Consider the following 23,404-nt stretch of genomic DNA (forward strand, 5'->3'; position numbering starts at 1 on the left):
CCGATGCCCGAGATCAACCGCCGCAGATTCCTGATCGCCAGCGCCGGCTTCGGCGCGGCCGGCCTGATGTCGGCGGTGGCGGTCGAATGGCCCGACCTGATGCGCGCGGCGCGCGACCGCCCGCTGCCCGCCGGCGCGGGGGTGCTGGTGCTCGCCACGCTCTACGGCGGCAACGACGGCATCAACACGCTGATCCCCTACGGCGACAACGCCTATCACGACGCTCGGCCCGACCTCGCCTACGCGCCGGGTGAGGTGCTCCACCTCGACGAGCGGCTGGGGCTCAACCCCGCGATGAAGGGCCTGGCGGGCCTGTGGAACCAGCGCCAACTCGCCATCGTCCGCGGCGTCGGCTATCCCAAGCCCGACCACAGCCACTTCCGGTCCATGGACATCTGGCAGACGGCGTCGCCGGCCGAGCCCGTCTCGACCGGCTGGATCGGCCGCTGGCTCGACGCCACCGGCGACGACCCGTTGCGCGCGGTCAACATCGGGCCCGTCCTGCCGCCGCTGGCCGTCGGCGAAAAACAGACCGCGGCGGCGCTTTCCCCCGCGCAGCCCGCGGCCGGGGACGGCATCGACGCGATCATGGGGGCGCTCGGCGCCGACGACCCCGACGACACCCCGGCGATGGCCGCGGTGTGCAAGGCCTATCGAGCCGCGCAGACCGTCGGCAAGACGTTCGATTCGGTGAAACCGCCGGGCCGCCAGGATAATCCGCTGGCAACGCAGCTGGGCGCGGTGGCCGAGGCGGTGAAGGCCCGGGTGCCGACGCGGGTCTACACGGTGCAACTGGGCGGTTTCGACACCCACGCCGGCGAACGCAATACGCAGCAACGCCTGCTCCAGACGTTCGACCAGGCGGTCACCGCGTTCCTGCGGCAGGTGGCCGGTTCGAACGTGGTCGTGATGGCGTACTCGGAGTTCGGCCGCCGGGTGCACGCCAACGCCTCGCAAGGCACCGACCACGGCACCGCCGGCCCCGTCTTCGTCGCGGGCACGCACGTGAAGGGCGGCTTCTACGGCGAGGAGCCCAGCCTCACCGACCTGGACAACGGAGACCTGAAGTACACCACCGACTTTCGCGATGTCTACCACGAGGTGCTGACGCGAACCGTGGGCGCCGATCCGACCCCGTCGGTCGGGCCGGGGCGAAACGAGCTGGGCTTCCTAACCGCTTAGCGCGCTGACGCAGTCGCGGGCGATGGCCAGCTCCTCGTTGGTCGGGATCACCAGCACCACGATCGGCGACCCGTCGGCGGATATCTGCCGCGCGCCCCGGCCCCCGCTGAGGTTGCGCCGCTGGTCGAGCACGATGCCCAGCTCCTCCAGGCCGGCGACCGCGTCGCGGCGCACCGCCGGATCGTTCTCGCCGATCCCGGCGGTGAAGGTGATGACGTCGGTGTGCCCCAGCACCGCCAGGTAGGCGCCGATGTACTTGCGCAGCCGGTGAATGAACACGCTGTAGGCCAGTTGCGCTGCGCCGTCGCCGGATTCGATCATCTCGCGCAGCCTTCGGAAATCGCGCTCGCCGGACAGGCCCAGCACCCCGGACCGTTCGTTGAGCATGGCCTCGACGTCGTCGACGGCCATGTCCGCCCGGTGCCACAGGTAGCTGACGATGCTGGGGTCGATGTCACCGCTGCGGGTGCCCATGACCAGGCCCTCCAGCGGCGTCAGGCCCATGGAGGTGTCGATCGGCCGGGTGCCGGCGATCGCGGACGCCGAGGAACCGTTACCCAGGTGCAGCACAATCTGTTTCAGGCCGCCGACCGGCCGGTCCAGGAAGGCCGCCGCCTGCTCGCTGACGTAACGGTGCGACGTGCCGTGAAATCCGTAGCGGCGGATCTGCCAGCGCTCGGCGATCTGACGGTCGATCGCGTAGGTCGCCGCTGCGGGCGGCATGTCGTGGAAGAACGCCGTGTCGAACACCGCCACGTGGGGCACGTCGGGCAGCAGCTTGCGCGCCACCTCGATGCCCTTGAGCGCGGGCGGATTGTGCAGCGGCGCCAACTCGGACAGCTTCTCGAGGGCGGCGATCCGCGCGTCGTCCATCACCGTCGGGCGATAGAACTCGTTGCCGCCGTGCACCACCCGGTGCCCGACCGCCACGAGCCCACAGTTCCGCAGGTCGATGCCGTCGCGCGACAATTCGTCGAACGCGCGGTGCAGCGCCGCGTCGTGATCGGGCACCGACGACGCGTCCTCCCCGATCCGCTCGATGTGCCCGGACGCCCGCGCCTCGCCCGAATCCGGCTCGACGAGTTGGAACTTCAGCGACGACGAGCCGGAGTTGATCACCAGCACCAGGCGGTTATCGGCCATGGCTGCCCTGCGCCTGGATCGCGGTGATTGCCACGGTGTTCACGATGTCCTCGACCGTCGCGCCGCGGGACAGGTCGTTGACCGGCTTGCGCAGCCCCTGCAGCACCGGGCCGATCGCGATGGCCCCGGCGCTGCGCTGCACCGCTTTGTAGGTGTTGTTGCCGGTGTTGAGGTCGGGGAAGATCAGCACCGTGGCGCGCCCGGCCACCGACGAATCGCGCAGCTTGGTGGCCGCGACGGACGGGTCGATGGCGGCGTCGTACTGAATGGGGCCCTCGACCAGTAGCTGCGGATCGCGTCGCCGCACCAACTCCGTTGCGGTCCTGACCTTTTCGACGTCGGCGCCGGCCCCGGAATCACCGGTCGAGTAGGACAGCATGGCCACCCGCGGCTCGATGCCGAAGTGCGCGGCGGTGCGCGCGGAGCTGATCGCGATGTCGGCGAGCTGCTCGGACGTCGGATTGGGGATGATCGCGCAGTCGCCGTAGACCAGCACCCGGTCCGGCAGGCACATGAAGAACACGCTGGAGACGGTGGACACGTCGGGCACGGTCTTGATGACCTCGAAGGCCGGCCGAACGGTGTGCGCCGTGGTGTGGGCGGCGCCCGAGACCATGCCGTCGACGGCGCCGTTGTGGACCAGCATGGTGCCGAAATACGTGCCGTCGCGCATGATCTCGCGGGCGTGCTCGACGGTGATCCCCTTGGCCTTGCGCAGCTCGGCGTACTGTTCGGCGAACTTCTCCCGCAGCTCGCTGCTCAGCGGGTCGATCACCGTCGCGCCGTCCAGGTTCACGCCGAGCTCCGACGAGCGGAGCCGGATCTGGGCCTCGTCGCCCAGGATGGTCAGGTCGGCGACACCGCGCTGCAGCAGGCGGCCGGCCGAGCGGAGGATGCGGTCGTCGTCGCCCTCGGGAAGAACGATGTGCCTGCGATCCGCGCGGGCGCGCAGCCGCAGCTGGTAGGTGAACATCTGCGGGGTGACCACGGCCGGGATCGAAATGGCAAGCTGCGTCAGGAGATCCGCGATGTCGACGTGGCGGTCCATCAGCTCGAGCGCGGTGTCGATCTTGCGCTGCGACATCGCGGTGACCCGGCCGCGCGCCGAGGCGGCCGCGCTGGCGGTGTCGTAGGTGCCCAACGTGGTGGCGATGATGGGCAGGCGCAGCCGCAGGCCGCTCACCAGGGCCGCGATCGAGGGATGCAACTCGAACCCGCCATTGAGCACCAGGCACGACAGCGACGGAAACCCTTCCGCCGCATGGGCGCTGGCGACGGCGAGCACCACGTCGGAGCGGTCGCCGGGGGTGATGACCGCCATGCCGTCGCCCAGCCGTTCCAGCACGTGGTCGGCGGTCATGCCGGCGACCAGCACGGCCATCACCTCGCGTTCCCGCAGCGACGCCTCACCGCTGACCGGCGTGCCGCCCACGGCCGCCTCCAGCTCGGCGACCGTCGGCGCCGACAGCAGCGGCTCCTCGGGCAGCACGTAGCTGCGTAGCGAGGACGGCCGCAACGCCTCACCCACCTTTTTTTGCACGTCCGCCAGCTCCGCCGGATCGCAGCGGTTGGCCACCACGGCCGCGGTGTGGGCGTGCTGGGCGTTCAGCTCCGCCAGGCACACCTCCACGACGCCGGCCACCTCCGCGGCGGTACGGCCCTTGCCGCTCACGGTGAGCAGCACCGGCGCGCCCAGGTTGGCCGCGATGCGCGCGTTGACCGACAGCTCGGCGGGCCTTGCGACGTCGGTGTAGTCGCTGCCGACGATCACCACCGCGTCGCAGCCCTGCGCCATCGCGTGATACGAGTCGACGATGCCGGCGATCGCCGCGTCGGTGTCGGCATGCAGCTGCTGGTAGGTCACGCCCACGCACTGCTCGTAGGACATGCCCGCGGTGGTGTGCTCCAGCAGCAGTTCCAGGATGTAGTCGCGGCCCTTGCCGTCGGGGGCCCGGGTGATCGGGCGGAACACGCCGACCCTGGCGACCGTGGCGCTCAGCCGGTGCAGCAGACCCAGCGCGATCGTCGACTTGCCGGTCTCCGGCTCGGGAGCGGCAATGTAGATCGCGGAGGGTGGTTCAGCCAAGTCGCCGCAGCCTGGGCGCCAGGTCCTTTTCGAAGAGCTCCAGGAACCGGCGCTGGTCGTGGCCCGGCGCGTGGAACACCAGGTGGTTAAGGCCCCAGTCGACGTACTCCTTGACCTTGGCGACCGCCTCGTCGGGATCCGACGCCACGATCCACCGCTTGGCGACCTGCTCGATCGGCAGCGCGTCGGCGGCCTTCTCCATCTCGATCGGGTCGTCGATGCTGTGCTTCTGCTCGGCGGTCAGCGACAGCGGCGCCCAGAACCGGGTGTTCTCCAGCGCCAGCTCGGGGTCGGGGTCGTAGGAGATCTTGATCTCGATCATCTTGTCGATGTCGTCGACGTTGCGATCGGCGGCCGCGGCCCCCTCCTTGACGGCGGGGATGAGCTTGTCCTTGTACAGCTCCTCGCCCTTGCCGGAGGTGCAGATGAACCCGTCACCGGCGCGTCCGGCGTACTTGGCCACCGCCGGGCCGCCGGCGGCGACGTAGATCGGCACGCCGCCCTCGGGCACGTCGTAGATGGAGGCGCCCTTGAGGCGGTAGTAGTCGCCGTCGAAGTCGACGCGGTCGCCGCGCCACAGCTCGCGCATCAACCGCACCGACTCGCGCAGCCGGGCGAACCGCTCCTTGAACTCCGGCCAGTCGCCCTCGTAGCCGGTGGCGATCTCGTTCAGCGCCTCACCGGTGCCGACGCCGAGGAAGATCCGGTTCGGGTAGAGGCAGGCCATGGTGGCGAAGGCCTGCGCGATGACGGCCGGGTTGTAGCGGAAGGTCGGCGTGAGCACAGAGGTGCCCAGAATGATGCGCTTGGTGCGTTCGCCGACGGCGGTCATCCAGGCCAGCGAGAACGGGGCGTGCCCGCCCTCGTGCCGCCACGGCTGGAAGTGGTCACTGACGGTTGCGCTGTCCATGCCGTGACCTTCGGCGGCGACAGCTAGTTCGACGAGCTCGCGCGGTGCGAATTGTTCAGCGGACGCTTTGTATCCGAGTTTCAGTTCAGCCACCCGTTATTTCTACTCCTCCATCGATGGTCCCGACCCGCCGCGCCCGGCATCGCCGTGCTTGCGATCGCTCCTACACTCGCGGGCATGGGATCGGCACCGACTCTTGATCAGGTCACCGACACCGTGTACCTCGCCCAGGGCCACGCCGTTAACTGGACGCTGGTCGTCGACGGCACCGGCGTGATGCTGATCGACGCCGGTTACCCCGGCGATCGCGAGGACGTGCTGGCGTCGCTGGCCCAGCTGGGCTACGGCGCGGGCGACGTGCGCGCCATCCTGCTGACGCACGCGCACATTGACCATCTGGGCTCGGCGATCTGGTTCGCCCGCGAGCACGGCACCCCGGTGTATTGCCACGCCGACGAGGTGGGCCACGCCAAGCGGGAGTACCTGGAGCAGGTGTCCATTTTCGATGTGGCGCTGCGCATTTGGCGGCCGCGGTGGGCGGTGTGGGGCGCGCACGTGGTGCGCAACGGCGGGCTGATCCGCGACGGCATCCCGTCGACACGGCCGCTGACCGCCGAGGTGGCCGCGGGCCTACCCGGCAACCCGACGGCGATCGCCACTCCGGGGCACACCGGCGGGCATTGCTCGTATGTCGTCGACGGCGTGCTGGCCAGCGGCGACGCGCTGATCACCGGGCACCCGCTGCTGCGTCGCGGCGGGCCGCAGCTGCTGCCGGCGGTGTTCAGCCACGACCAGCAGAATTGCCTGCGCAGCCTGGGCACGCTGGCCGTACTGGACACCGAGGTCCTGCTGCCCGGTCACGGCGACGTGTGGCGCGGGCCGATCCGCGAGGCGACGGAAGCGGCGCTCCAGCGGGCGCAATGACGCGGATCCGCGCCTCCCGCTAGCGCTGAGCGACGTACTCGGGCAGACCGATGTCGTCGCGGAATTCGCGCCCGACGATCCGGCCCGCCACCCATGGGATGTCCAGCAACTTCGATGCCTGGTTTCGGGTCCACAAGCCGAGCGACGTCTTCGGCGCGAACATCGAGGCGAACGCGCGCGCCGACCGCTGCCTGGCCTCGACGATCGGGCGCAGCCGGCGTTCATAGCGGCGAAACGCTTCGCGGTGATCGGCGCCCGCGCGGCTGAGTTCACCGGCCAGCACGTACGCCTCCACCATGGCCAGACCGGTCCCCTCCCCCGCCAACAGCGAGACTGCGGCCGCGGCGTCACCGACGAGCGCCACCCGCCCCTGCGACCAGCGGTCCATGACGATTTGGCTCACGCGGTCGAAGTACACCTCGGGGGCGCGGTCCAGTTCGCGGAGGATTTCGGGGCATTCCCACCCGGCGTCGCCGAAAACGTGGGACAGGGTGGTCTTGACCCCGGACGCGTCTTGGGGATCGGGGCCGCTCATGTGGTCGGCGGTGAAAACGAAGAGAAACAAGGTTTTTTCGCCGCGCATCGCGAATCGCGAGACCATGCGACCGGGTGTCGAGTACGCGAGATAGACGAGCTCGTCGCGCGGCTGATAGCCCTCGGCTTCGAAGGCTGCCACGCGGTAGCCCAGGTCCACCTCGAATGTCGATTCCGGGCCGAACACCAGGCCGCGCACGGGCGAATGGATGCCACCGGCGCCGACGACCAGGTCGAACTGGCGTGACTGGCCGCGCTCGAACGTGACCAGCACGCCCGCGTCCTCTTGCGCGATGGCCGAAACGCTTTCACCGAACAGGGTTTCGACGCGATCTTCGAGCGAGCGGTGGATCATGGCCGCCAGATCGCCGCGCGGCAGGGTGACGAAGCGGCCATCGAGGTTGCGCCGGAACAACTCCGCCGAAAAGCCGCCCACCTTCCGCGAATTCCGGTCCACCAGCCGCAGCTCCTGCACCGCGTAACCGGCGGCGTGCAATTCGGGAGTAAGCCCCATCCGTTCGGCGACGCCATACCCGCCACCCCAGAAATCCACGGCATAGCCGCCCGTGCGCAACCGCGGCGCCTTCTCGATCAGGGTCGGCTCGTGGCCGCAGCGCCAAAGCCAGTACGCGAGCGTGGGGCCGGCGATCCCGGCGCCGACGATGGCGACCTTCATGCGCATACCCCTCTCCTGCGCATTGCGATAACCATATCATAGTGCAATAGTTGCACTAGGCAAATTAATGCGAGCCCGGGTTAAGGGGGCCGTTGTGCTGGAAGAACTTACGGGCATGCCCGCAGGGGTGCAGGCGCTGGAAGCCGTTGGCACCGTGACGGCCGCGGATTACCACCGCGTCTTCGCGCCGCTGGTCGATCGGGCGCGACGAACAGGTGGCCGGATGCGGCTGCTTTACCAGTTCGGCCCGGGATTCCGGCGCATCACCCCCGGCGCGCTGTGGGCCGATACCCGGCTCGGCGCGAGCTACGTGCGGCTGCTCGATGGCTGCGCAGTCGTCAGCGACCGCGGCTGGATCCGGGCGCCGTCCCGCAGCATCGGCGCGTGGATGCCCTGCCCGGTGCGGGTCTTCGCGGACGACGAACGCGATGACGCGGCCGCGTGGCTGGCGTCGTTGCCGGCCGGCAGCGGCGCCTCCGCCCGCGACATGGCAAAGGCCTACATCGGTGGAACCGGCGCGGCGGTCGCAAGCCTCGTCAGGCTCGTCGTCCCCTAGCGGCCCCGGGATGCCGGAGCAATCTCGTTGAGCCCCAGGTGATCCCGCAGCGTCTCGCCGGCGTACTCGGTGCGGAACGCGCCGCGCTCCTGCAGCAGCGGCACCACCCGGTCGACGAACTCGTCCAGCCCGTGCGGCGTCAGGTGCGGCACCAGGATGAACCCGTCGCAGGCGTCGGCCTGGACGTACGTGTCGATCTCGTCGGCGATGCGCTGCGGGGTTCCGACGAACTGCTGGCGGCTGGTAACGGCGATGATCACCTCGCGGATGGACAGGTTCTCGGCCGAGGCGCGCTCGCGGAAGCGGCGGGCGACCGCCATGGGGTCGCCATGCCGGACGCGCCCCTGGGTGATGTCGCTGTCGACGACCGGATCGACGTCGGGCAGCGGGCCGTCCGGGTCGTAGGCCGACAGGTCGCGGCCCCACACCTGCTCGAGCATCGCGATCGCCGTCGCACCGCTGACTTGCTGGTAGCGGATGTGGCGTGCCCTGTCCTGCGCCTCGGCGTCGGTGTCGCCGATGACGAACGTCGCCGCCGGAAAGACCTTGAGATCGTTGGGATCCCGGCCGTAGGACGCGGCGCGCCCCTTGACGTCGGCGTAATAGCGCCGGCCGTCCTCCAGCGACGAGTGCAGGGTGAACAGCGCGTCGGCGTTGCGGGCGCCGAACGCGCGACCGTCGGCGGAGTCGCCGGCCTGCAGCAATATCGGGTGGCCCTGCGGGCCGGCGGGCAGCGTCGCGAACCCGCGCACGTCGAACTGCGGACCGCGGTGCGCGACGCCGCGGATGCGGTCGGGGTCGACGTACATCCCGGCATCGACATCGGCCAGCACGGCGTCGGCCGCCCAGCTGTCCCAGAACTGGCGGGCCACGGTGAGGAACTCCTCGGCGCGCGAATACCGGTCGGCGTGATCCAGAAAGCCGCCGCGACGGAAGTTGGCGCCGGTGAAGGCGTCGGACGAGGTCACCATGTTCCAGCCGGCACGCCCGCCGGACAGGTGGTCGAGCGTCGCGAATTGCCTTGCCACCTCGAAGGGTTCGTTGAAGGTGGTGTTGATGGTCCCGGTCAGTCCGATGCGGTCGGTGACGCCCGCCAGCGCGGCCAGCACGGTGAACGTGTCCGGGCGGCCCACCACGTCGAGGTCGTAGATGCGGCCGCGGTGCTCGCGCAGCCGCAGCCCCTCGGCCAGGAAGAAGAAGTCGAACAATCCCCGTTCGGCGGTGCGGGCCAGGTGCACGAACGACTCGAACTCGATCTGGCTGCCCGCGGCCGGGTCGGTCCAGACCGTGGTGTTGTTGACCCCCGGGAAATGCGCGGCCAGGTGAATCGGCTTGCGGCTCATGATGTCAACCCCCACCTTTTGGCGATCAGTTCGTGCGAGCGCAACCGGTCAGCGTGCCCGTGAGTGACCGAGGTGATGACGAGTTCGTCGGCGCACGTCGCGCGTTGCAGGTTCTCCAACCGCTCGGCGACCTCGTCGGGGTTGCCGACGAATTGCGTTGCCACCCGGTCGATCACGACCTCCAGCTGCTCGTCGGTCAGTGGGGCGCACTCGTCGGGGTCGGGGTAGGGAACGGCGCCGCCGCCGGCCCGGATCGAATACACCCAATGCCCGTAGCTGGACGCCAGGTGCTTCGCGGTGGCGGAGTCGTCGGCGACCACGACGTCGGCGGACACCACCACGTACGGCCGCGGCAGCGCCGGCGACGGGACGAACGCGTCGCGGTAGGCGTCGATGGCGTCCAGGGCCGTCGCCGGGGTGAGGTGGTAGCTGGCCACGAACGGCAGCCCCCGCGCGCCGGCGACCTGGGCGCTGCGGCCCTTGCTGCTGCCGAAGATCCACGGCGTCAGCGCGGCGCCTTCCCCCGGCACGGCATGCACGTCGAAGCCGTCGACCTCGTAGGTTCCGGCGAGCATCGCCATGATGTCCCCGAGCTGCTCTTCGAAGTCGGGCGCGACGGCCTCGGGTTGCTGCAGGATCGCCTGGGTCGCCTGCACGCGGCCGCTGCCCAGCAGCTTGCGCAGATCGAACGGCGGCGGGATGACCACGCCGTTCACCTCGCGCCACTCGCGCGACGGTTCGGGTCTGGGGGGTCGCGGGGATCGCGGCTTGGTGATCCGCCGCTGCGCCGAGCGGCCCAGGCCGAGGTCGATGCGGCCCGGATAGAACGCGTCGAGCATGCCGAAGCTTTCGACCACCGCGGCGGCCGTGGTGTGACTGAGCTGCACGGCCGCCGAGCCCACGCGAATCGTGTTGGTGGCGGCCGCGATTTGTCCGATCAGCACGGCCGGTGCCGCGCTGGCGACCGCGACGAAGTGATGCTCGGCGATCCAGAACCGGCGATAACCCCACCGCTCGGCGTGCTGGGCGAGCTCGATGGTGTTGCGCAACGCCGTCGCCACGTCGCCGCCCGAGCTGATCGGCGCCAGGTCCAGGATCGACAGCGGCACCGGGGTCATCGGCGCACCGCCGCGTAGCGGTTGGGCGCCACGGGCAGGCCCAGGCGGGCGCGCAGGGTTTCGCCCGGCCGGTAGGCGGTGCGGAAGCGGCCGGCTCGCTGCAGTAGCGGCACCACCTCGTCGACGATCACCGGCAGGTCGGCGGCGTTGACGGCCGGCCGCAGCCGCACCCCGTCGACGCCCAGCCGCTGCCAGCCCACCACCATGTCCACCAATTCCGCTGCGCTGCCGGTGAAGACGAGGGCATCGGAGGAGAAGTCGTCCTCGCCGCGGAACGAAACGACCACGTCGGCAAGGACTTTCAGGTGGGCGCCGCCCGCGGCGCGCACCTCGTCGAGGATGCTTCGCACCGACGCGTCGTCGGTGGGCGTGATGAACACCACGTCGGCGCCGGCCGCGGCGAACTCATAGGCGGGCCCGACGTGCGCCAGCGCGGCCACCACCGGCTGGCCCTGCGGCGGTCGCGGCGTGATCGACGGCCCCTTGACGGAGAAGAACTTTCCGGCGAAGTCGATGTAGTGCAGCTTGTCGACGTCGACGTACCGGCCGGTGGTCACGTCGCGGATGATCGCGTCGTCCTCCCAGCTGTCCCACAACCGGCGCACCACGTCGACGTACTCGACGGCCTCGTCGAACAGCGGAGCCCCGGAGACGTCGCGGCGGCCGAACAGGGCCGCCTCGTGCGAGGTGGCGCTCACCCGCGGCTGCCAGCCCGCCCGGCCGTGCGACACGAAGTCAAGGGTCGCAATGGATTTGGAGACGTGAAAGGGCTCGGTGTGGGTCACCGTGGCCACCGGGATCAGCCCGATGTGTCGCGTCGCGGGGGCGATGCGGGCCGCGACCAGGACGGCGTCGGCGCGGCCGGTCAGCCGGTCAGGATGAATCCGGGAGCTCCGCCCGATCTGGGGCATCAAGGAGTCGTCGATGGTGAGGAAGTCCAGCAGCCCGCGCTCGGCGGTGGCCGCCAGCTCCGCCCAGTAGCGGCCGTCGAGCACCGACGGCGTGTGGGGATGCGACGCCAGGGTCGGCCGCCACGCGTGCGGGTGCCAGCCGTAGCCGTCGAGCGCGACGCCCAGGTGGAGCTGACCGGTCATGGCAGCCACTTTTCGAAGGCGATCGGCCGGAACGGCCCCCAGTCCGGCAGCGGCTCGGCGGGGGCGATGCGGGCGTAACCCGTCGCGTCGTACAGCGCCTCGGCCTCGGGCTGGCGGTTGCCGGTGATCAGGTACAGCCGCCGGTAACCCCGCGCGGCGGTCTCGGCCTCCAGCGCCGCCAGCAGCGCCCGCGCGTACCCGCGGCGGCGGTGGGCGCTGTCGGTCCAGACCCGCTTGAGCTCGGCGGTCTGGGCGTCGAAGCGCCGGAACGCCCCGCCGGTGACCGCCACGCCGTCCACCACGCCGATGAGCAGGCCGCCGTCGGGCGGCGCCAGCTCGTCCGCCGGCACCGGCAGCCAGGCCAGGTGCGCGTCCGGCGTGCCGCCGTACCGCTGCGCGTACTCGACGGCCAGCTCGGCGAGCAGCGGCTGCGCGAGCGGGTCGTCGTGGGTGGCCGCGACGAATTCGAGCTCGATTTCCGTCATCACCTAACGTCTAACGCTCGTTGCCGGGAAGCATTCCGGGCCGAAACGCCGTGACATACCGCGGGACCAGCTCCACGTCCTCCGGGCGGCCACGCCACAAATCGGCCAAACCGAGGGCGGTGAACAATTCGACGACGTTCCGCTCGGCGGTGTCCCAGCCGTGCGCGGCCAGATACTCGGGGACGTAACGGTATTCGCCCGGGTACATCAGGCTGGCCAGGTCGACGTCCAGGCCGTGCCGGCGCCAGGAGTCGACGAACGCCTGCCGCGCCGCCTGCCGCGCCGGCGTCCAGGCGGCCATGTGGTCCGCCGTGAAGCGGCTGCCGGCCGCGCTCACCCGGGTGATGTCTTGCAACAGCCGGTGCTGGGCGTCGGGTGGCAGGTAGCCGACGAGCAGCTGCTCGGCGATCCACACCGTGGGCGCGGCGGCGTCGAAGCCGGCCCGGCGCAGCGCGGCCGGCCAATCCTGGCGCAGGTCGACGCCGACCGCGCGGCGATGCGCCGTCGGGCTGGCGTCGAGCCCCCGCAGCACGTCTGCTTTGAAGTCGAGGACCTCGGGCCGGTCGATCTCGTACACCGTCGTCCCCCGCGGCCACCACAGCCGGTAGGGCCGAGTGTCCAGACCCGAGCCCAGGATCACCACCTGGCGGATGCCCGCCCTGCCGGCGTCGGCGAGAAATTCGTCGGAGAACTTGCCGTAGGCCGCCTGTACGTAGATGAGCCCGGTCGCGACCGGGTTGCCCCCGCCGTCCGCGGCATATCGCTCGTCGTCGATCACCCGGGTGAAATAGTCCACCCCCGCGGCGCGCACCAACCGCTCCGCGAAGGGGTCGTCGAGGAGCCCCTTGTTGGTGGCGACGGCCCGGACGACCGCGTCGAAAGTGGTGGCCAAACCCTGGCCGGCGGCGGGATTCCAGCGGGCGCCTGGCATGGTCTTCTCGGGACTGCTCAGCGGTCGGCGCGGCGCCGGACGGCCAGTTCGGCGACCGCCCGCCACCCGAGCAACAGGACCGCCGTGACCGACGCGGCGACCACCACGAAACTCGCCGCCACGCCCGCCGAGCTGGCCTTGCGCAACAGCATGCCGACCGCGACGGTGCACACCCAGACGATCACCCCGGTGGGGGCCACCGCGGTGGGCCGCCGCCAGCCGCGCGACACCAGCCACCCGACGGCCGTCCCGGACAGGAACGGCCAGGCCGTCGTCGCGACGCCGCCGAGGTTGAGCCCTTCGTCGTGGCTGCGGCGCCCGATGGCGCAGAACACCAGCACCGCGATGACGTCCACAGCGAGCCAGGCCAGCCCGCGGAGCCGAAGCATGCCGCGAGACTACCGGGCGAGCTGGGCATCCTTGACCCCGCGGGCGCGGTGAACCTAAATTCGGCACCGATGAATACCCGGGGCAGGCTCGCGGTCGTGACCGGCGCCGGGTCGGGCATCGGCAGGGCGGTGGCCCTGGCGTTCGCGGCGCAGGGCGACCGGGTCGTCGCCGCCGACATCGACGAGGCGGCCGCGCAGGCCACCGCCGACGCGGCGCCCGGGCTGATCACCGCGCTGCCGGTCGACGTCGCCGACCCAGCCCGGGTCGAGGTCTTGCGCGACAGGACCCATGCCGAGGTCGGCGTGCCCAGCATCGTGGTCAACGCCGCCGGGTGGGACCGCACCGACCAATTCCTCAATGCCACACCGGAATTCGCGGCCAAGGTGGTGGCCATCAACTACCTCGGCCCGGTGCACGTCTGCAGCGCGTTCCTGCCGGGCATGATCGACGCGCAGGCGGGCGGCCGGGTCGTCAACCTGGCCAGCGACGCCGGCCGCGTCGGCAGCGCGGGCGAGACCGTCTACGCCGGCGCCAAGGGCGGCGTCATCGCGCTGACCAAGTCGCTGGCCCGCGAAATGGCCCGCCACCAGATCACGGTGAACTGCGTGTGCCCGGGCCCCACCGACACGCCGCTGTTCCACGCGCAACCGGAAAAACTGAAAGAAGCGCTGGTCAAGGCGATCCCGTTTCGCCGGCTGGCGCGGCCCGAGGAGGTCGCCGCGCCGGTGCTGTTCTTCGCGTCCGACGCCGCGTCGTTCATCACCGGACAGGTGATCAGTGTGAGCGGCGGCCTAACGATGGCAGGCTGACTCCTATGAGCACCGATGCGCCCCCCGCCTTTGACCGCGACGATCCCCTGGGGCTGGACGCTTCCCTGTCCGGCGACGAGCTCGCGGTGCGCGACACCGTGCGGAAGTTCTGCGCCGAGCACGTCCTGCCGTACATCGGGGAATGGTTCGAGATCGGCGACCTCCCGGTGCGCCAGCTCGCCAAGCAGTTCGGCGAGCTCGGCCTGCTCGGCATGCACCTGCACGGCTACGGCTGCGGCGGGGCCTCCGCGGTGCACTACGGCCTGGCCTGCACCGAGCTCGAGGCCGCCGACTCCGGCATTCGGTCGATGGTGTCCGTGCAGGGGTCGCTGGCGATGTTCGCCATCTGGAAGTTCGGCTCGGAGGAGCAGAAGCAGCAGTGGCTGCCCGGCATGGCCGCCGGCGAACTGCTGGGCTGCTTCGGGCTGACCGAACCCGACGTGGGGAGCGACCCGGCCGCGATGAAAACGCGGGCGCGACAGGACGGCTCGGATTGGGTGCTCAACGGCCGCAAGTTGTGGATCACCAACGGTTCGGTCGCCGACGTGGCGATCGTGTGGGCGGCCACCGACGACGGGATCCGCGGCTTCATCGTTCCGGCCAAGACTCCCGGCTTCGCCGCGAACACCATTCACCACAAGCTGTCGCTGCGTGCCTCGATCACCAGCGAGCTGGTGCTCGACGACGTGCGGGTGCCCGCCGACGCGATGCTGCCCGAGGCGCGGGGGTTGCGGGGTCCGCTGTCCTGCCTGTCGGAGGCGCGCTACGGCATCATCTGGGGGTCGATGGGGGCGGCGCGCTCGGCGTGGCAGGCCGCGCTCGACTACGCCATGCAGCGCACCCAGTTCGGCCGGCCCATCGCCGGGTTCCAGCTGACGCAGGCCAAACTCGTCGACATGGCCGTCGAGCTGCACAAGGGGCAGCTGCTGTCGCTGCACCTCGGTCGCCTCAAGGACGGCGTCGGGCTGCGCCCCGAGCAGGTCAGCTTCGGCAAGCTCAACAACACCCGCGAGGCGATCAAGATCTGCCGGACGGCCCGAACCATCTTGGGCGGCAACGGGATATCGCTGGAATACCCCGTCATCCGGCACATGGTCAACCTGGAGTCGGTGCTGACCTACGAGGGCACGCCGGAGATGCACCAGCTCGTGCTCGGCCAGGCGTTCACCGGCAGCGACGCGTTCCGCTGAGGGGAGTCGATGATGAAATCCGTGGCCTATCGGATCGGTGTCCTCGCCGCCGCGTGCGGGCTCCTGTGCGCGCCCGCGGCGGTCGCCGACCCGGTCACCCTGCCGCCGATGACCTCGGGCGGCGGCGGGCCGATCGTCGGCGGCGGCAACAACTCCGGGATCGCGCAGCAGCTGACCGGCCTGGGCAATCCGAACGTCCAGGAGGTCGACGGCCCGGACGCGGCCCAGTTCATCAACGCCGCGGCGGCGGTGAGCAACCCGCAGCTCGCGGCCCCCTTCGGATTGCTCAAGCGGGCATTGGCGTGCCAGACCAACAACGCGGGGTTCGGGGCGCGCGCCTACCGGCGTAACGACGGGCAGTGGGGAGGAGCGATGCTGGTCGCCGCCAAGAGCGCCACCCCGAACGTCGACGCGCTGACCGCGTGCGCCAAGACCAATTGGCGAAGGCCCACCCTCGGCAGCGACACCGCGATGTGCAACAGCGGCTGGACCACGCCCAATTCCTTCGACAGCCGCCGCAGCAACGCCGAGGCCTATTACATCTTCCTCGCCGGCACGGCCGACGACTTCTGCACCGCGCTCAACGCCAAATACAAGACCAACGCCGCAGCCTGGCCGTTCTAAATCGCTTGCACGTGAGCGGTTTTCACCACCACCGCCGGGGCGCCCGAATCCGTGCTCGGTGAGTGCGGCAGCAGGGCCGCAATGGTCCATATCGCGATGCCGGCGACGAGCACGACGGCGCCGATGACGATGCCGGCGATCGCCATGCCGCGGCCCTTCTGGCCGGTTCTCCTGATCTGGGACAGCGCGACAAAGCCGAAGATGATGCCCAGGAAGGCCCCGATGAACATGCAGACCCAGCCGAACAGGGAGCACACCAACGACGCGACGGCGAAACCGTTGGTGCCGACCATCTGTGGCGGCGGGTACCCGGGCGGCGGCGGGTAACCGTAACCGCCTGCGGGAGGCGGCGGATAGCCGTAACCGCCCGGTGGCGGGGGTGGGTAGCTAGGCGGTTGTTCCGTCACGGCAGCCTCCTCCATCGAGAGGCAACACTCTACTCCCGTTTCGCCTGGTGAAGGGGCATTCGATCGGCCGCGCAGGCGCCCTTCGGCTCAGCCGTCGATGTGCGTCGGCGGGTCGGCCAACCCCGGATCGCCGGGGCGCTGGTCGGGGCCCATCACGTCGCAGCGCCGTTCGGGCACCAGGTAGGAGCTGGCCCCGTGCGGAACCAACTGGGGGGCCGCCACGCAGCGTTGCCAGGTCCCGTCGGGCTGGACGGGTCCATCGCACTTGCTGAGCACCGGCCCGCCGTAGAGGCAGCCGGCACCGGCAGGCGGCGCCGCGGCGATCAGTCCCGAGGCCACCAGCATGGCGGCCAACCCTCCGACGATGCTGCGCCTCATGGTTGCCTCCCGTGACGTCGCCGCTGGGGCCTCGCCACGACGCTACCGCTTCCGCGGCCCTGTGATCCAGGTCACCGTGAGGCGCCCGCCGGGGCTAGCATGGATCTGTTATGAGGGCGGTCGTTATCGCGGTCTGCTCCGCGATCGTGTCGGTGTTGCTCAGCGTCCCGACGGTGGCGCACGCGGATCCGTGCGTCAACGGCACCGTCCGGCCCGGTCCGGGCGCCGCCGTCCTGTTGTGCCAGGACCGCGGGTGGTTGTTGGTCATCCCGAAGGGCGCCGGCGGTTACGGCCCGGATCAGCCGCTGCCGCAGACCTGTGCGACGTTCGCGGACAAGTACATGTGCCCGACCGCAGGGTGAGGCGCGCGCTGCCCGAATCACGCTGCGCCTGACAACATAGGCTGGAGAGCATGTCGCGCCATCGCGTTGTCATCATCGGTAGCGGGTTCGGGGGTCTGAATGCGGCCCGGTCGCTCAAGCGGGCGGATGTCGACGTCACCCTGATCTCGAAGACCACCACGCACCTGTTCCAGCCGTTGCTGTACCAGGTGGCCACCGGGATCTTGTCCGAAGGCGACGTCGCCCCGACCACCCGCCTCATCCTGCGCAAGCAGAAGAACGTGCGCGTGCTGTGGGGTGAGGTCGGCACGATCGACCTGAAGGCCAAGACGGTCACGTCGCACCTGATGGGGTTGCAGACGGTGACGCCCTACGACAGTCTCATCGTGGCCGCCGGTGCCCAGCAGTCGTATTTCGGCCACGACGAGTACGCCGCCTTCGCGCCCGGCATGAAGAGCATCGACGACGCCCTGGAGTTGCGGGCTCGCATCCTCGGCGCGTTCGAGGCCGCCGAGGTCGCCACCGACCCGGCCGAACGCCAACGCCGGCTCACCTTCGTGGTCGTCGGCGCGGGGCCGACGGGCGTCGAGCTGGCCGGCGAGATCGTCCAGCTGGCCGAGCGGACGCTCGCCGGGGCGTTTCGGACCATCACGCCCAGCGAGTGCCGGGTCATCCTGCTCGACGCGGCGCCGGCGGTGCTGCCGCCCATGGGCGAGAAGCTCGGCCTGAAAGCCCAACGGCGGCTGGGCAAGATGGACGTCGACGTCCAGCTCAACGCCATGGTGACCACGGTCGACTACATGGGCATCACGGTCAGGGACAAAGACGGCACCGAGCGCCGCATCGAATGCGCCTGCAAGGTCTGGGCGGCGGGCGTGCAGGCCAGCCCGCTGGGCGCGATGATCGCCGAGCAGTCCGACGGCACCGAAACCGACCGCGCCGGGCGGGTGATCGTCGAGCCCGACCTCACCGTCAAGGGCCACCCGTACGTCTTCGTGATCGGCGACCTGATGTCGGTGCCCGGCGTGCCGGGGATGGCCCAGGGCGCGATCCAGGGCGCGCATTACGCCACCGGGCTGATCAAGCAGGCGGTGAAGGGCCAGGACGACCCGGCCAACCGCAAGCCGTTCAAGTACTTCGACAAGGGCAGCATGGCGTTGATCTCGCGGTACAGCGCGGTCGCGAAGGTCGGCAAGCTGGAGTTCGGCGGCTTCATCGCCTGGCTGGCGTGGTTGCTGTTGCACCTGTTGTACCTGGTCGGCTTCCGCAACCGCATCGCCGCCATGTTCTCCTGGGGCATCTCGTTCCTGGGCCGCACCCGCGGCCAGATGGCGATCACCAGCCAGATGATGTACGCCCGGCCCGTGGTGGACTGGGTGGAGCGGCAGGCGCAAGAGGGGACGCTCGCGGCGGCCGAACGCATCGAAGCGGCCGAAAAGGCCGGTTAGCTCAGGGCCTGATCGATATCGGCGATCAGGTCGTCGGTGCCCTCGAGGCCGACGGAGATGCGAACCACGTTGTCGCCCAGCCCGATTGCGGCGCGACCCTCCGGCCCCATCGCGCGGTGGGTCGTCGTCGCCGGGTGAGTCACCAGCGATTTGGCGTCGCCCAGGTTGTTGGAGATGTCGATCAGCCGCATCTTGTCCAGCACCTCGAAAGCCCGTTGCTTTGCTGTGTTTTCGGCGCAGTCGAGCGCGAAGGTGATCACCGTCCCGCCGCCCGACATCTGCCGCTTGGCCAGGTCGTACTGCGGGTGCGACGGCAGATACGGGTAGCGCACCCAGCTCACCGCCGGGTGGGTTTCCAGGAATTCGGCGATGCGGTGCGCCGAGGAGTTGCCGTGCTCGACCCGAACGGCCATCGTCTCAAGGCCTTTCAGCAACACCCAGGCGTTGAACGCGCTCATCGCCGGGCCGGTGTGCCGCATCAGCTTCTGGACGGGGCCGTCGATGTACTCCTTGTCGCCGAGGATGGCGCCGCCCAGCACGCGGCCCTGGCCGTCGATGTGCTTGGTGGCCGAGTACACCACGACGTCCACCCCGAGCGGAAAGCCCTGCTGCAGCAGCGGCGTGGCAAAGACGTTGTCCAGCACCACCTTTGCGCCCGCGGCGTGGGCGAGCTCGGTCACCGCGGCGATGTCGACCAGTGACTGCATCGGGTTCGACGGCGTCTCGAAGAACACCGCCGTCGTGGGCACCGACAGCGCCTCCTCCCACTGCGCGAGGTCGTCGCCGTCGACGAAAACCGTTTCCACGCCCCACCGCGGCAGGATCTCGTTGCACACCACGAAGCACGACCCGAACAGGCTGCGCGCCGCGACCAGCCGGTCGCCGGCGGCCAGCAGCGCGCCCAGCGAGGTGAAGACCGCGGCCATGCCGCTGGCGGTGGCGAACGCCGCGGGCGCCCCCTCGATCAGGCGCAGCCGTTCCTCGAACATCGTCACGGTCGGATTGCCGTAGCGGGAGTAGACGAAATGGTCCAGCTCGCCGGTGAACGACTGCTCCGCGACGGCCGCCGACTCGTAGACGTAGCCGGACGTCAGGAACATCGCCTCGGCGGTCTCCTCGAAACCGGACCGCAGCAGGCCGCCGCGCACGCCGATGGTGGCCTGGCTGACGCCGTCGGGCAACGCCTTGGGCGTGCGGACCGAATCGGTCACTGCTGCTTCCAGGGCAATCCGACCGCGCGCCAACCGGTTTCACCGCGATGACCGTCGGCGCCGAGCTGACCTTCGAAACCGTCCAGCACGTTGTAGGCCGGGGTGATGCCCAGTTGCGTGGCCACCTGGGCCGCGCCGATGGAGCGATTGCCCGAGCGGCACAAGAAGATCACGGGCCGCTCTTCGTCGGTCTCGGCCGCCGGGACCTGTCGGTTCAGCTCGTCGGCGAAGTTCGCATTGGGCATCCCGTTGCCCGTCACCCACTCGATGTAGACCACGTCGCGGCCCAGGGTCGACAGGTCGGGCACCCCGACGAAGCGCCATTCGGCGTCGGTGCGCACGTCGACCAACACGGCGTTGGGGTTGTCGCTGAGTAGCTTCCACGCCTGCTGGGGCGTGATGTCTCCTGCGTAGCTCATCCGCGTGAGTCTCGCATATTCAGCGCGTTCGCCACCTGCCGGGCGCGGTCGCGCGCGGCCGCCACGTCCGGCGCGGTGGCCAGTGCCACGCCGAGCGCGGCGGGGCGATGCTGCGGGTCGAAGATGCGCAGATCGCTTTCCGGCACCCGCAGCGCCGCGTTGAGCGCGTCGACGCCCCGGGACCCGCCGTCGTGGCCGGCGTCGATCAGGTGGGCGGCGGCCGGCGACATCATCATGGTGTCGACCGGCAGGCCCAGGATCGCCCGGGCGTGCAGCTCGAACGCCGACAGCCGCTGGCTGCGCACGGTCACCCAGACGCTCGGGGGCGGGTGCGCGGTGACGTCGGAGAAGTACACCTCGTCGCCCTTGATCATCAGCTCGACGCCGAAGACGCCACGCCCGCCCAGCGCCTTGATGATGCGCGCGGCGATCGACTTGGCCGCGTCCACCGCGGCGTCGCTCATCTGCTGGGGTTGCCACGCCTCCAGGACGGCCCCGTCGGCGTCCCGATGGCCGATCGGTGAGCAGAACTCCAACACCGGGCCGCTCGGGCCGTCCTTGCGGACCGCGAGCAGGGTGACGTCGAAGTCGACGTCGACGACCGTCTCGGCCATCACCCGGCCCGCCGTGCTGCCCACCGCGCGCTGCCACGCCGGCTCGATGTCATGCGGCCCGGAGACCACCGAGTGCCCCCGCCCGGACACCGGCTTCACCAGCAACGGATACCCGGCGTGCGCGGCCACCGCCTGCAGTTCGCCGACCGATCCGACGAACCAGAACGGCGCGGTGGGCAGCCCCAACTCGTCGGCCGCCAGCCGGCGCAGGGCCTCGCGGTCGGCGGTGAGCCGCACGGTGCGGGCGTTCGGCACCAGTTCGGTGCGCTCGTGGTCGTGGCCGTCGGCCAGCGCCCCGGCGGCGACCGCGTCGGTGGCCGTCACCACGAACTCCGGTTGGTGCTGTCGAATCGCCCGCGACAGCTCGTCGGGGTCGGTCAGGCGCTCCTCGACGGCGGCCACCCGCGCGCCGAGGTGCCGCAGCGCGATCGCCAGCTCCCGGGTGAGCTCGCCGGAACCGAGCAGCAGCACCGCCGGCCGGGCGTCGGCCGGGGCGGGCGGCGCGGCGTCCGGGGGCACGGCCAGGGCCGTCGTCTGGTCGTCCTGTCCTTCGGTCAAGCCGTCAGTCACCGCTCAAGGATAGGTCGGTTCCCCGCAGGCTAGGGCTGGCCGGGAAGCAGCCGCACCATCAGGCCGTTGGCCTCGGCCAAGACCGTGTCGTCGGCGTCGACCAGCTCCGCGGCGACGAACGCCTTGCGGCCCTCGGCCGTGGTGACCCGCCCGCGCACCGCCAGCGGCGCGTCGATCGGGGTGACCTTGCGGTAGTCGACATGCAGGAACGCCGTGCGGCTGATCGGCCGCCCGGCGGCGTGGGAAATCATGCCGAACATGTGGTCGAACAGCAGCGGCAGCACGCCGCCGTGCACGGCGTGATTGCCGCCGACGTGAAACCGGCTGAAGTATCCGGTCATCTCGACGCCGTCGGGGGCGTACCGGGTCAACGTCCACGGTGGCAGCAGCAGGCTGCCCATGCCGGGCAGGTCGGGCGTCCGCCCGGCCGGCGCCTGGCCCTCCTCGGCCCGGAACGGGCGCAGGACCTCCACCAGGGCCGCGGCGCGGTCGGCCGCGTCGTCCCAGACGTCGTCGGAGGGGTTCGCGGACACGGCCAAGTCCTGCAGGGCCCGCATCGCCGCGACGAACCGGCCGAAACCCGGGCCGGGGCTGGCCGGGCCGTATTCGGGAAAGCCGCCGTGGTGTTCGTATTCGGGATCGAGCTCTTTAGGGTCCGCCTCGGTCACGGGCGGGCCGCCAGGACGTCGCGGCGCACGATCGTCTGATCGCGTCCGGGACCGACGCCGATGCACGAAATGTGGGCTCCGGCAAGCTCTTCCAGCCGCAACACGTAATCCCGTGCCTTGGCGGGCAGGTCGTCGAACTCCCGGGCGTCCGAGATGTCCTCCCACCAGCCGGGCAGCTCCTCGTAGATGGGTTCGGCGCGGTGCAGGTCGCTCTGGGTCATCGGCATGTCCCCGATGCGCTCCCCGTCGATCCGGTAGCCGACGCACACCGGCACCGTTTCCAGGCTGGAGAGCACGTCGAGCTTGGTCAGGAAGAAGTCGGTGATGCCGTTGACCCGGGTGGCGTAGCGGGCGACGACCGCGTCGAACCAGCCGCAGCGCCGGCGCCGCCCGGTGGTGACGCCGAATTCGCCGCCGGTCTTGGACAGGTATTCGCCGTTCTCGTCGAACAGCTCGGTGGGGAACGGCCCGGAGCCCACCCGGGTGGTGTAGGCCTTGAGGATCCCCAGCACGGCGGTGATCCGGGTCGGGCCGATCCCCGACCCCACGCACGCGCCGCCCGCCGTCGGATTCGACGACGTCACGTAGGGGTAGGTGCCGTGGTCGACGTCCAGCAGCGTGCCCTGGGAGCCCTCCAGCAGCACCGTCTCGCCGGCCTCCAGCGCGACGTTGAGCAGCCGGCGGGTGTCGCGGATGCGGTGGCGGAAGCCGTCGGCCTGTTCCAGCAGGGCCTCGACGATCTGGTGCGGGTCGAGCGCCTTGCGGTTGTAGATCTTGACCAGGATCTGGTTCTTCAGTTCCAGCGCGGCCTCGACCTTGTGGGTCAGCAGCTCGGGGTCGAGCACGTCGGCGACCCGGATCCCCTGCCGGGCGATCTTGTCCTGGTAGCACGGGCCGATGCCGCGGCCCGTGGTGCCGATCTTCTTGTTGCCCATGTAGCGCTCGGTGACCTTGTCGATGGCGACGTGGTAGGGCAACAGCAGGTGCGCGTCGGCGGAGATCAGCAGCTTGGTGGTGTCCACGCCCCGGTCCTCGAGGCCCTTGAGCTCGTCGAGCAGCACCCCGGGGTCCACCACCACGCCGTTGCCGATCACGTTGGTGACGCCGGGCGTCAGCACCCCGGACGGGATCAGGTGCAGCGCGAAATTCTCGCCGCTGGGCAGGACGACGGTGTGCCCGGCGTTGTTGCCACCCTGATAGCGCACCACCCACTGCACGCGCCCGCCGAGCAGGTCAGTGGCCTTACCTTTGCCCTCGTCGCCCCATTGGGCGCCGATGAGGACGATTGCCGGCATGACGTTGCTCCAACCTGATCTCGCCTGCTTATTGTGGTCCAGCCGGTGACACACCCTA

Annotated in this window: 25 protein-coding genes; 8 read left to right on the top strand and 17 right to left on the bottom strand. The window is 70.3% G+C overall.

Features of this window, described 5'->3' with window-relative positions:
• Positions 1–3 precede the first annotated feature (3 nt).
• Positions 4–1,182: a DUF1501 domain-containing protein gene (locus AWB89_RS08550; RefSeq protein WP_085172835.1), complete on the top strand. Its 1,179-nt coding sequence runs from the start codon at positions 4–6 to the stop codon at positions 1,180–1,182.
• On the opposite strand, the gene AWB89_RS08555 is transcribed toward AWB89_RS08550, so the two are convergent.
• From AWB89_RS08555 to fgd, 3 genes are read right to left on the bottom strand one after another with little or no spacing between them, the layout of a single operon-like run.
• Complete coding sequence (locus tag AWB89_RS08555; RefSeq protein ID WP_085092986.1) at positions 1,171–2,325, bottom strand: acetate kinase; 1,155 nt, start codon at positions 2,323–2,325, stop codon at positions 1,171–1,173. The two genes, AWB89_RS08550 and AWB89_RS08555, sit on opposite strands and share 12 nt — an antisense overlap.
• Complete coding sequence (gene pta / locus AWB89_RS08560) at positions 2,315–4,411, bottom strand: phosphate acetyltransferase (protein ID WP_085172837.1); 2,097 nt, start codon at positions 4,409–4,411, stop codon at positions 2,315–2,317. Before pta ends, AWB89_RS08555 begins: the two co-directional genes overlap by 11 nt.
• The gene (gene fgd / locus AWB89_RS08565) at positions 4,404–5,414 is read right to left on the bottom strand and encodes a glucose-6-phosphate dehydrogenase (coenzyme-F420) (RefSeq protein ID WP_085172839.1); all 1,011 of its coding nucleotides are present in this window, start codon (positions 5,412–5,414) and stop codon (positions 4,404–4,406) included. The genes pta and fgd overlap by 8 nt, the downstream gene beginning before the upstream one ends.
• An 84-nt stretch (positions 5,415–5,498) precedes the next feature.
• Here fgd and AWB89_RS08570 point away from each other — a divergent pair, with 84 nt between their 5' ends.
• Positions 5,499–6,245, top strand: a complete 747-nt coding sequence (locus AWB89_RS08570) for an MBL fold metallo-hydrolase (protein WP_085092992.1) — start codon at positions 5,499–5,501, stop codon at positions 6,243–6,245.
• A gap of 19 nt (positions 6,246–6,264) precedes the next feature.
• Here AWB89_RS08570 and AWB89_RS08575 read toward each other — a convergent pair whose 3' ends face one another.
• Positions 6,265–7,455, bottom strand: a complete 1,191-nt coding sequence (locus AWB89_RS08575; RefSeq protein ID WP_085172944.1) for an FAD-binding domain — start codon at positions 7,453–7,455, stop codon at positions 6,265–6,267.
• A 94-nt stretch (positions 7,456–7,549) separates the two neighbouring features.
• On the opposite strand from AWB89_RS08575, the gene AWB89_RS08580 reads away from it, so the two are divergent.
• Positions 7,550–8,011 (top strand): SpoIIAA family protein, encoded by a 462-nt coding sequence (locus AWB89_RS08580; protein WP_085172841.1) that lies wholly within the window; start codon positions 7,550–7,552, stop codon positions 8,009–8,011.
• On the opposite strand, the gene AWB89_RS08585 is transcribed toward AWB89_RS08580, so the two are convergent.
• Genes AWB89_RS08585 through AWB89_RS08610 form a run of 6 tightly spaced genes read right to left on the bottom strand, consistent with a single transcriptional unit; the run spans position 8,008 to position 13,371 of the window.
• Entirely contained in the window at positions 8,008–9,354 is a 1,347-nt protein-coding gene (locus tag AWB89_RS08585; protein WP_085092998.1) for an NtaA/DmoA family FMN-dependent monooxygenase, read from the bottom strand. The genes AWB89_RS08580 and AWB89_RS08585 overlap by 4 nt on opposite strands.
• Positions 9,351–10,472: an LLM class flavin-dependent oxidoreductase gene (locus AWB89_RS08590; protein WP_085172843.1), complete on the bottom strand. Its 1,122-nt coding sequence runs from the start codon at positions 10,470–10,472 to the stop codon at positions 9,351–9,353. The genes AWB89_RS08585 and AWB89_RS08590 overlap by 4 nt, the downstream gene beginning before the upstream one ends.
• Entirely contained in the window at positions 10,469–11,566 is a 1,098-nt protein-coding gene (locus AWB89_RS08595; protein ID WP_085172845.1) for an LLM class flavin-dependent oxidoreductase, read from the bottom strand. Before AWB89_RS08595 ends, AWB89_RS08590 begins: the two co-directional genes overlap by 4 nt.
• The gene (locus AWB89_RS08600) at positions 11,563–12,051 is read right to left on the bottom strand and encodes a GNAT family N-acetyltransferase (RefSeq protein WP_085093004.1); all 489 of its coding nucleotides are present in this window, start codon (positions 12,049–12,051) and stop codon (positions 11,563–11,565) included. The genes AWB89_RS08595 and AWB89_RS08600 overlap by 4 nt, the downstream gene beginning before the upstream one ends.
• Positions 12,052–12,061: 10 nt before the next feature.
• Complete coding sequence (locus AWB89_RS08605) at positions 12,062–12,982, bottom strand: class I SAM-dependent methyltransferase (protein ID WP_085172847.1); 921 nt, start codon at positions 12,980–12,982, stop codon at positions 12,062–12,064.
• A gap of 17 nt (positions 12,983–12,999) precedes the next feature.
• Positions 13,000–13,371 carry a DUF3054 domain-containing protein gene (locus tag AWB89_RS08610; RefSeq protein ID WP_085093008.1) on the bottom strand — a complete coding sequence of 124 codons (372 nt, stop codon included), beginning with the start codon at positions 13,369–13,371 and terminating at the stop codon, positions 13,000–13,002.
• 69 nt (positions 13,372–13,440) lie between these two features.
• Between AWB89_RS08610 and AWB89_RS08615 the strand changes: the two genes are divergently transcribed.
• From AWB89_RS08615 to AWB89_RS08625, 3 genes are read left to right on the top strand one after another with little or no spacing between them, the layout of a single operon-like run.
• Positions 13,441–14,181 carry an SDR family NAD(P)-dependent oxidoreductase gene (locus tag AWB89_RS08615; RefSeq protein WP_085093010.1) on the top strand — a complete coding sequence of 247 codons (741 nt, stop codon included), beginning with the start codon at positions 13,441–13,443 and terminating at the stop codon, positions 14,179–14,181.
• A 5-nt stretch (positions 14,182–14,186) separates the two neighbouring features.
• Positions 14,187–15,371 (top strand): acyl-CoA dehydrogenase, encoded by a 1,185-nt coding sequence (locus tag AWB89_RS08620; protein ID WP_085093012.1) that lies wholly within the window; start codon positions 14,187–14,189, stop codon positions 15,369–15,371.
• 12 nt (positions 15,372–15,383) lie between these two features.
• Entirely contained in the window at positions 15,384–15,995 is a 612-nt protein-coding gene (locus tag AWB89_RS08625; protein WP_085172849.1) for a hypothetical protein, read from the top strand.
• On the opposite strand, the gene AWB89_RS08630 is transcribed toward AWB89_RS08625, so the two are convergent.
• Entirely contained in the window at positions 15,992–16,402 is a 411-nt protein-coding gene (locus AWB89_RS08630; RefSeq protein ID WP_263993478.1) for a DUF4190 domain-containing protein, read from the bottom strand. The genes AWB89_RS08625 and AWB89_RS08630 overlap by 4 nt on opposite strands.
• 87 nt (positions 16,403–16,489) lie before the next feature.
• On the bottom strand, positions 16,490–16,780 hold the full coding sequence (locus AWB89_RS08635; protein WP_085172851.1) for a CDGP domain-containing protein: 291 nt from the start codon (positions 16,778–16,780) through the stop codon (positions 16,490–16,492).
• Positions 16,781–16,890: 110 nt separating this feature from the next.
• Here AWB89_RS08635 and AWB89_RS08640 point away from each other — a divergent pair, with 110 nt between their 5' ends.
• Together AWB89_RS08640 and AWB89_RS08645 are read left to right on the top strand one after the other, a co-directional pair.
• Positions 16,891–17,142: a hypothetical protein gene (locus tag AWB89_RS08640; protein ID WP_085093020.1), complete on the top strand. Its 252-nt coding sequence runs from the start codon at positions 16,891–16,893 to the stop codon at positions 17,140–17,142.
• A gap of 50 nt (positions 17,143–17,192) precedes the next feature.
• A complete protein-coding gene (locus AWB89_RS08645) occupies positions 17,193–18,569 on the top strand; it encodes an NAD(P)/FAD-dependent oxidoreductase (RefSeq protein WP_085172853.1) in 1,377 nt (458 codons plus the stop codon).
• Here AWB89_RS08645 and AWB89_RS08650 read toward each other — a convergent pair.
• From AWB89_RS08650 to AWB89_RS08670, 5 genes are read right to left on the bottom strand one after another with little or no spacing between them, the layout of a single operon-like run.
• Positions 18,566–19,780: an O-succinylhomoserine sulfhydrylase gene (locus AWB89_RS08650; protein WP_085093024.1), complete on the bottom strand. Its 1,215-nt coding sequence runs from the start codon at positions 19,778–19,780 to the stop codon at positions 18,566–18,568. The two genes, AWB89_RS08645 and AWB89_RS08650, sit on opposite strands and share 4 nt — an antisense overlap.
• The gene (locus AWB89_RS08655; RefSeq protein ID WP_085172855.1) at positions 19,777–20,199 is read right to left on the bottom strand and encodes a rhodanese-like domain-containing protein; all 423 of its coding nucleotides are present in this window, start codon (positions 20,197–20,199) and stop codon (positions 19,777–19,779) included. Before AWB89_RS08655 ends, AWB89_RS08650 begins: the two co-directional genes overlap by 4 nt.
• A complete protein-coding gene (gene purT, locus AWB89_RS08660) occupies positions 20,196–21,383 on the bottom strand; it encodes a formate-dependent phosphoribosylglycinamide formyltransferase (RefSeq protein ID WP_085172858.1) in 1,188 nt (395 codons plus the stop codon). Before purT ends, AWB89_RS08655 begins: the two co-directional genes overlap by 4 nt.
• A 29-nt stretch (positions 21,384–21,412) precedes the next feature.
• The gene (locus tag AWB89_RS08665) at positions 21,413–22,051 is read right to left on the bottom strand and encodes a PaaI family thioesterase (RefSeq protein WP_085172860.1); all 639 of its coding nucleotides are present in this window, start codon (positions 22,049–22,051) and stop codon (positions 21,413–21,415) included.
• Positions 22,048–23,346: an adenylosuccinate synthase gene (locus AWB89_RS08670; RefSeq protein ID WP_085172862.1), complete on the bottom strand. Its 1,299-nt coding sequence runs from the start codon at positions 23,344–23,346 to the stop codon at positions 22,048–22,050. The genes AWB89_RS08665 and AWB89_RS08670 overlap by 4 nt, the downstream gene beginning before the upstream one ends.
• Positions 23,347–23,404 lie beyond the last annotated feature (58 nt).

Source organism: Mycobacterium paraense, assembly GCF_002101815.1.
In the GTDB taxonomy this organism is placed as follows: Bacteria; Actinomycetota; Actinomycetes; order Mycobacteriales; family Mycobacteriaceae; genus Mycobacterium; species Mycobacterium paraense.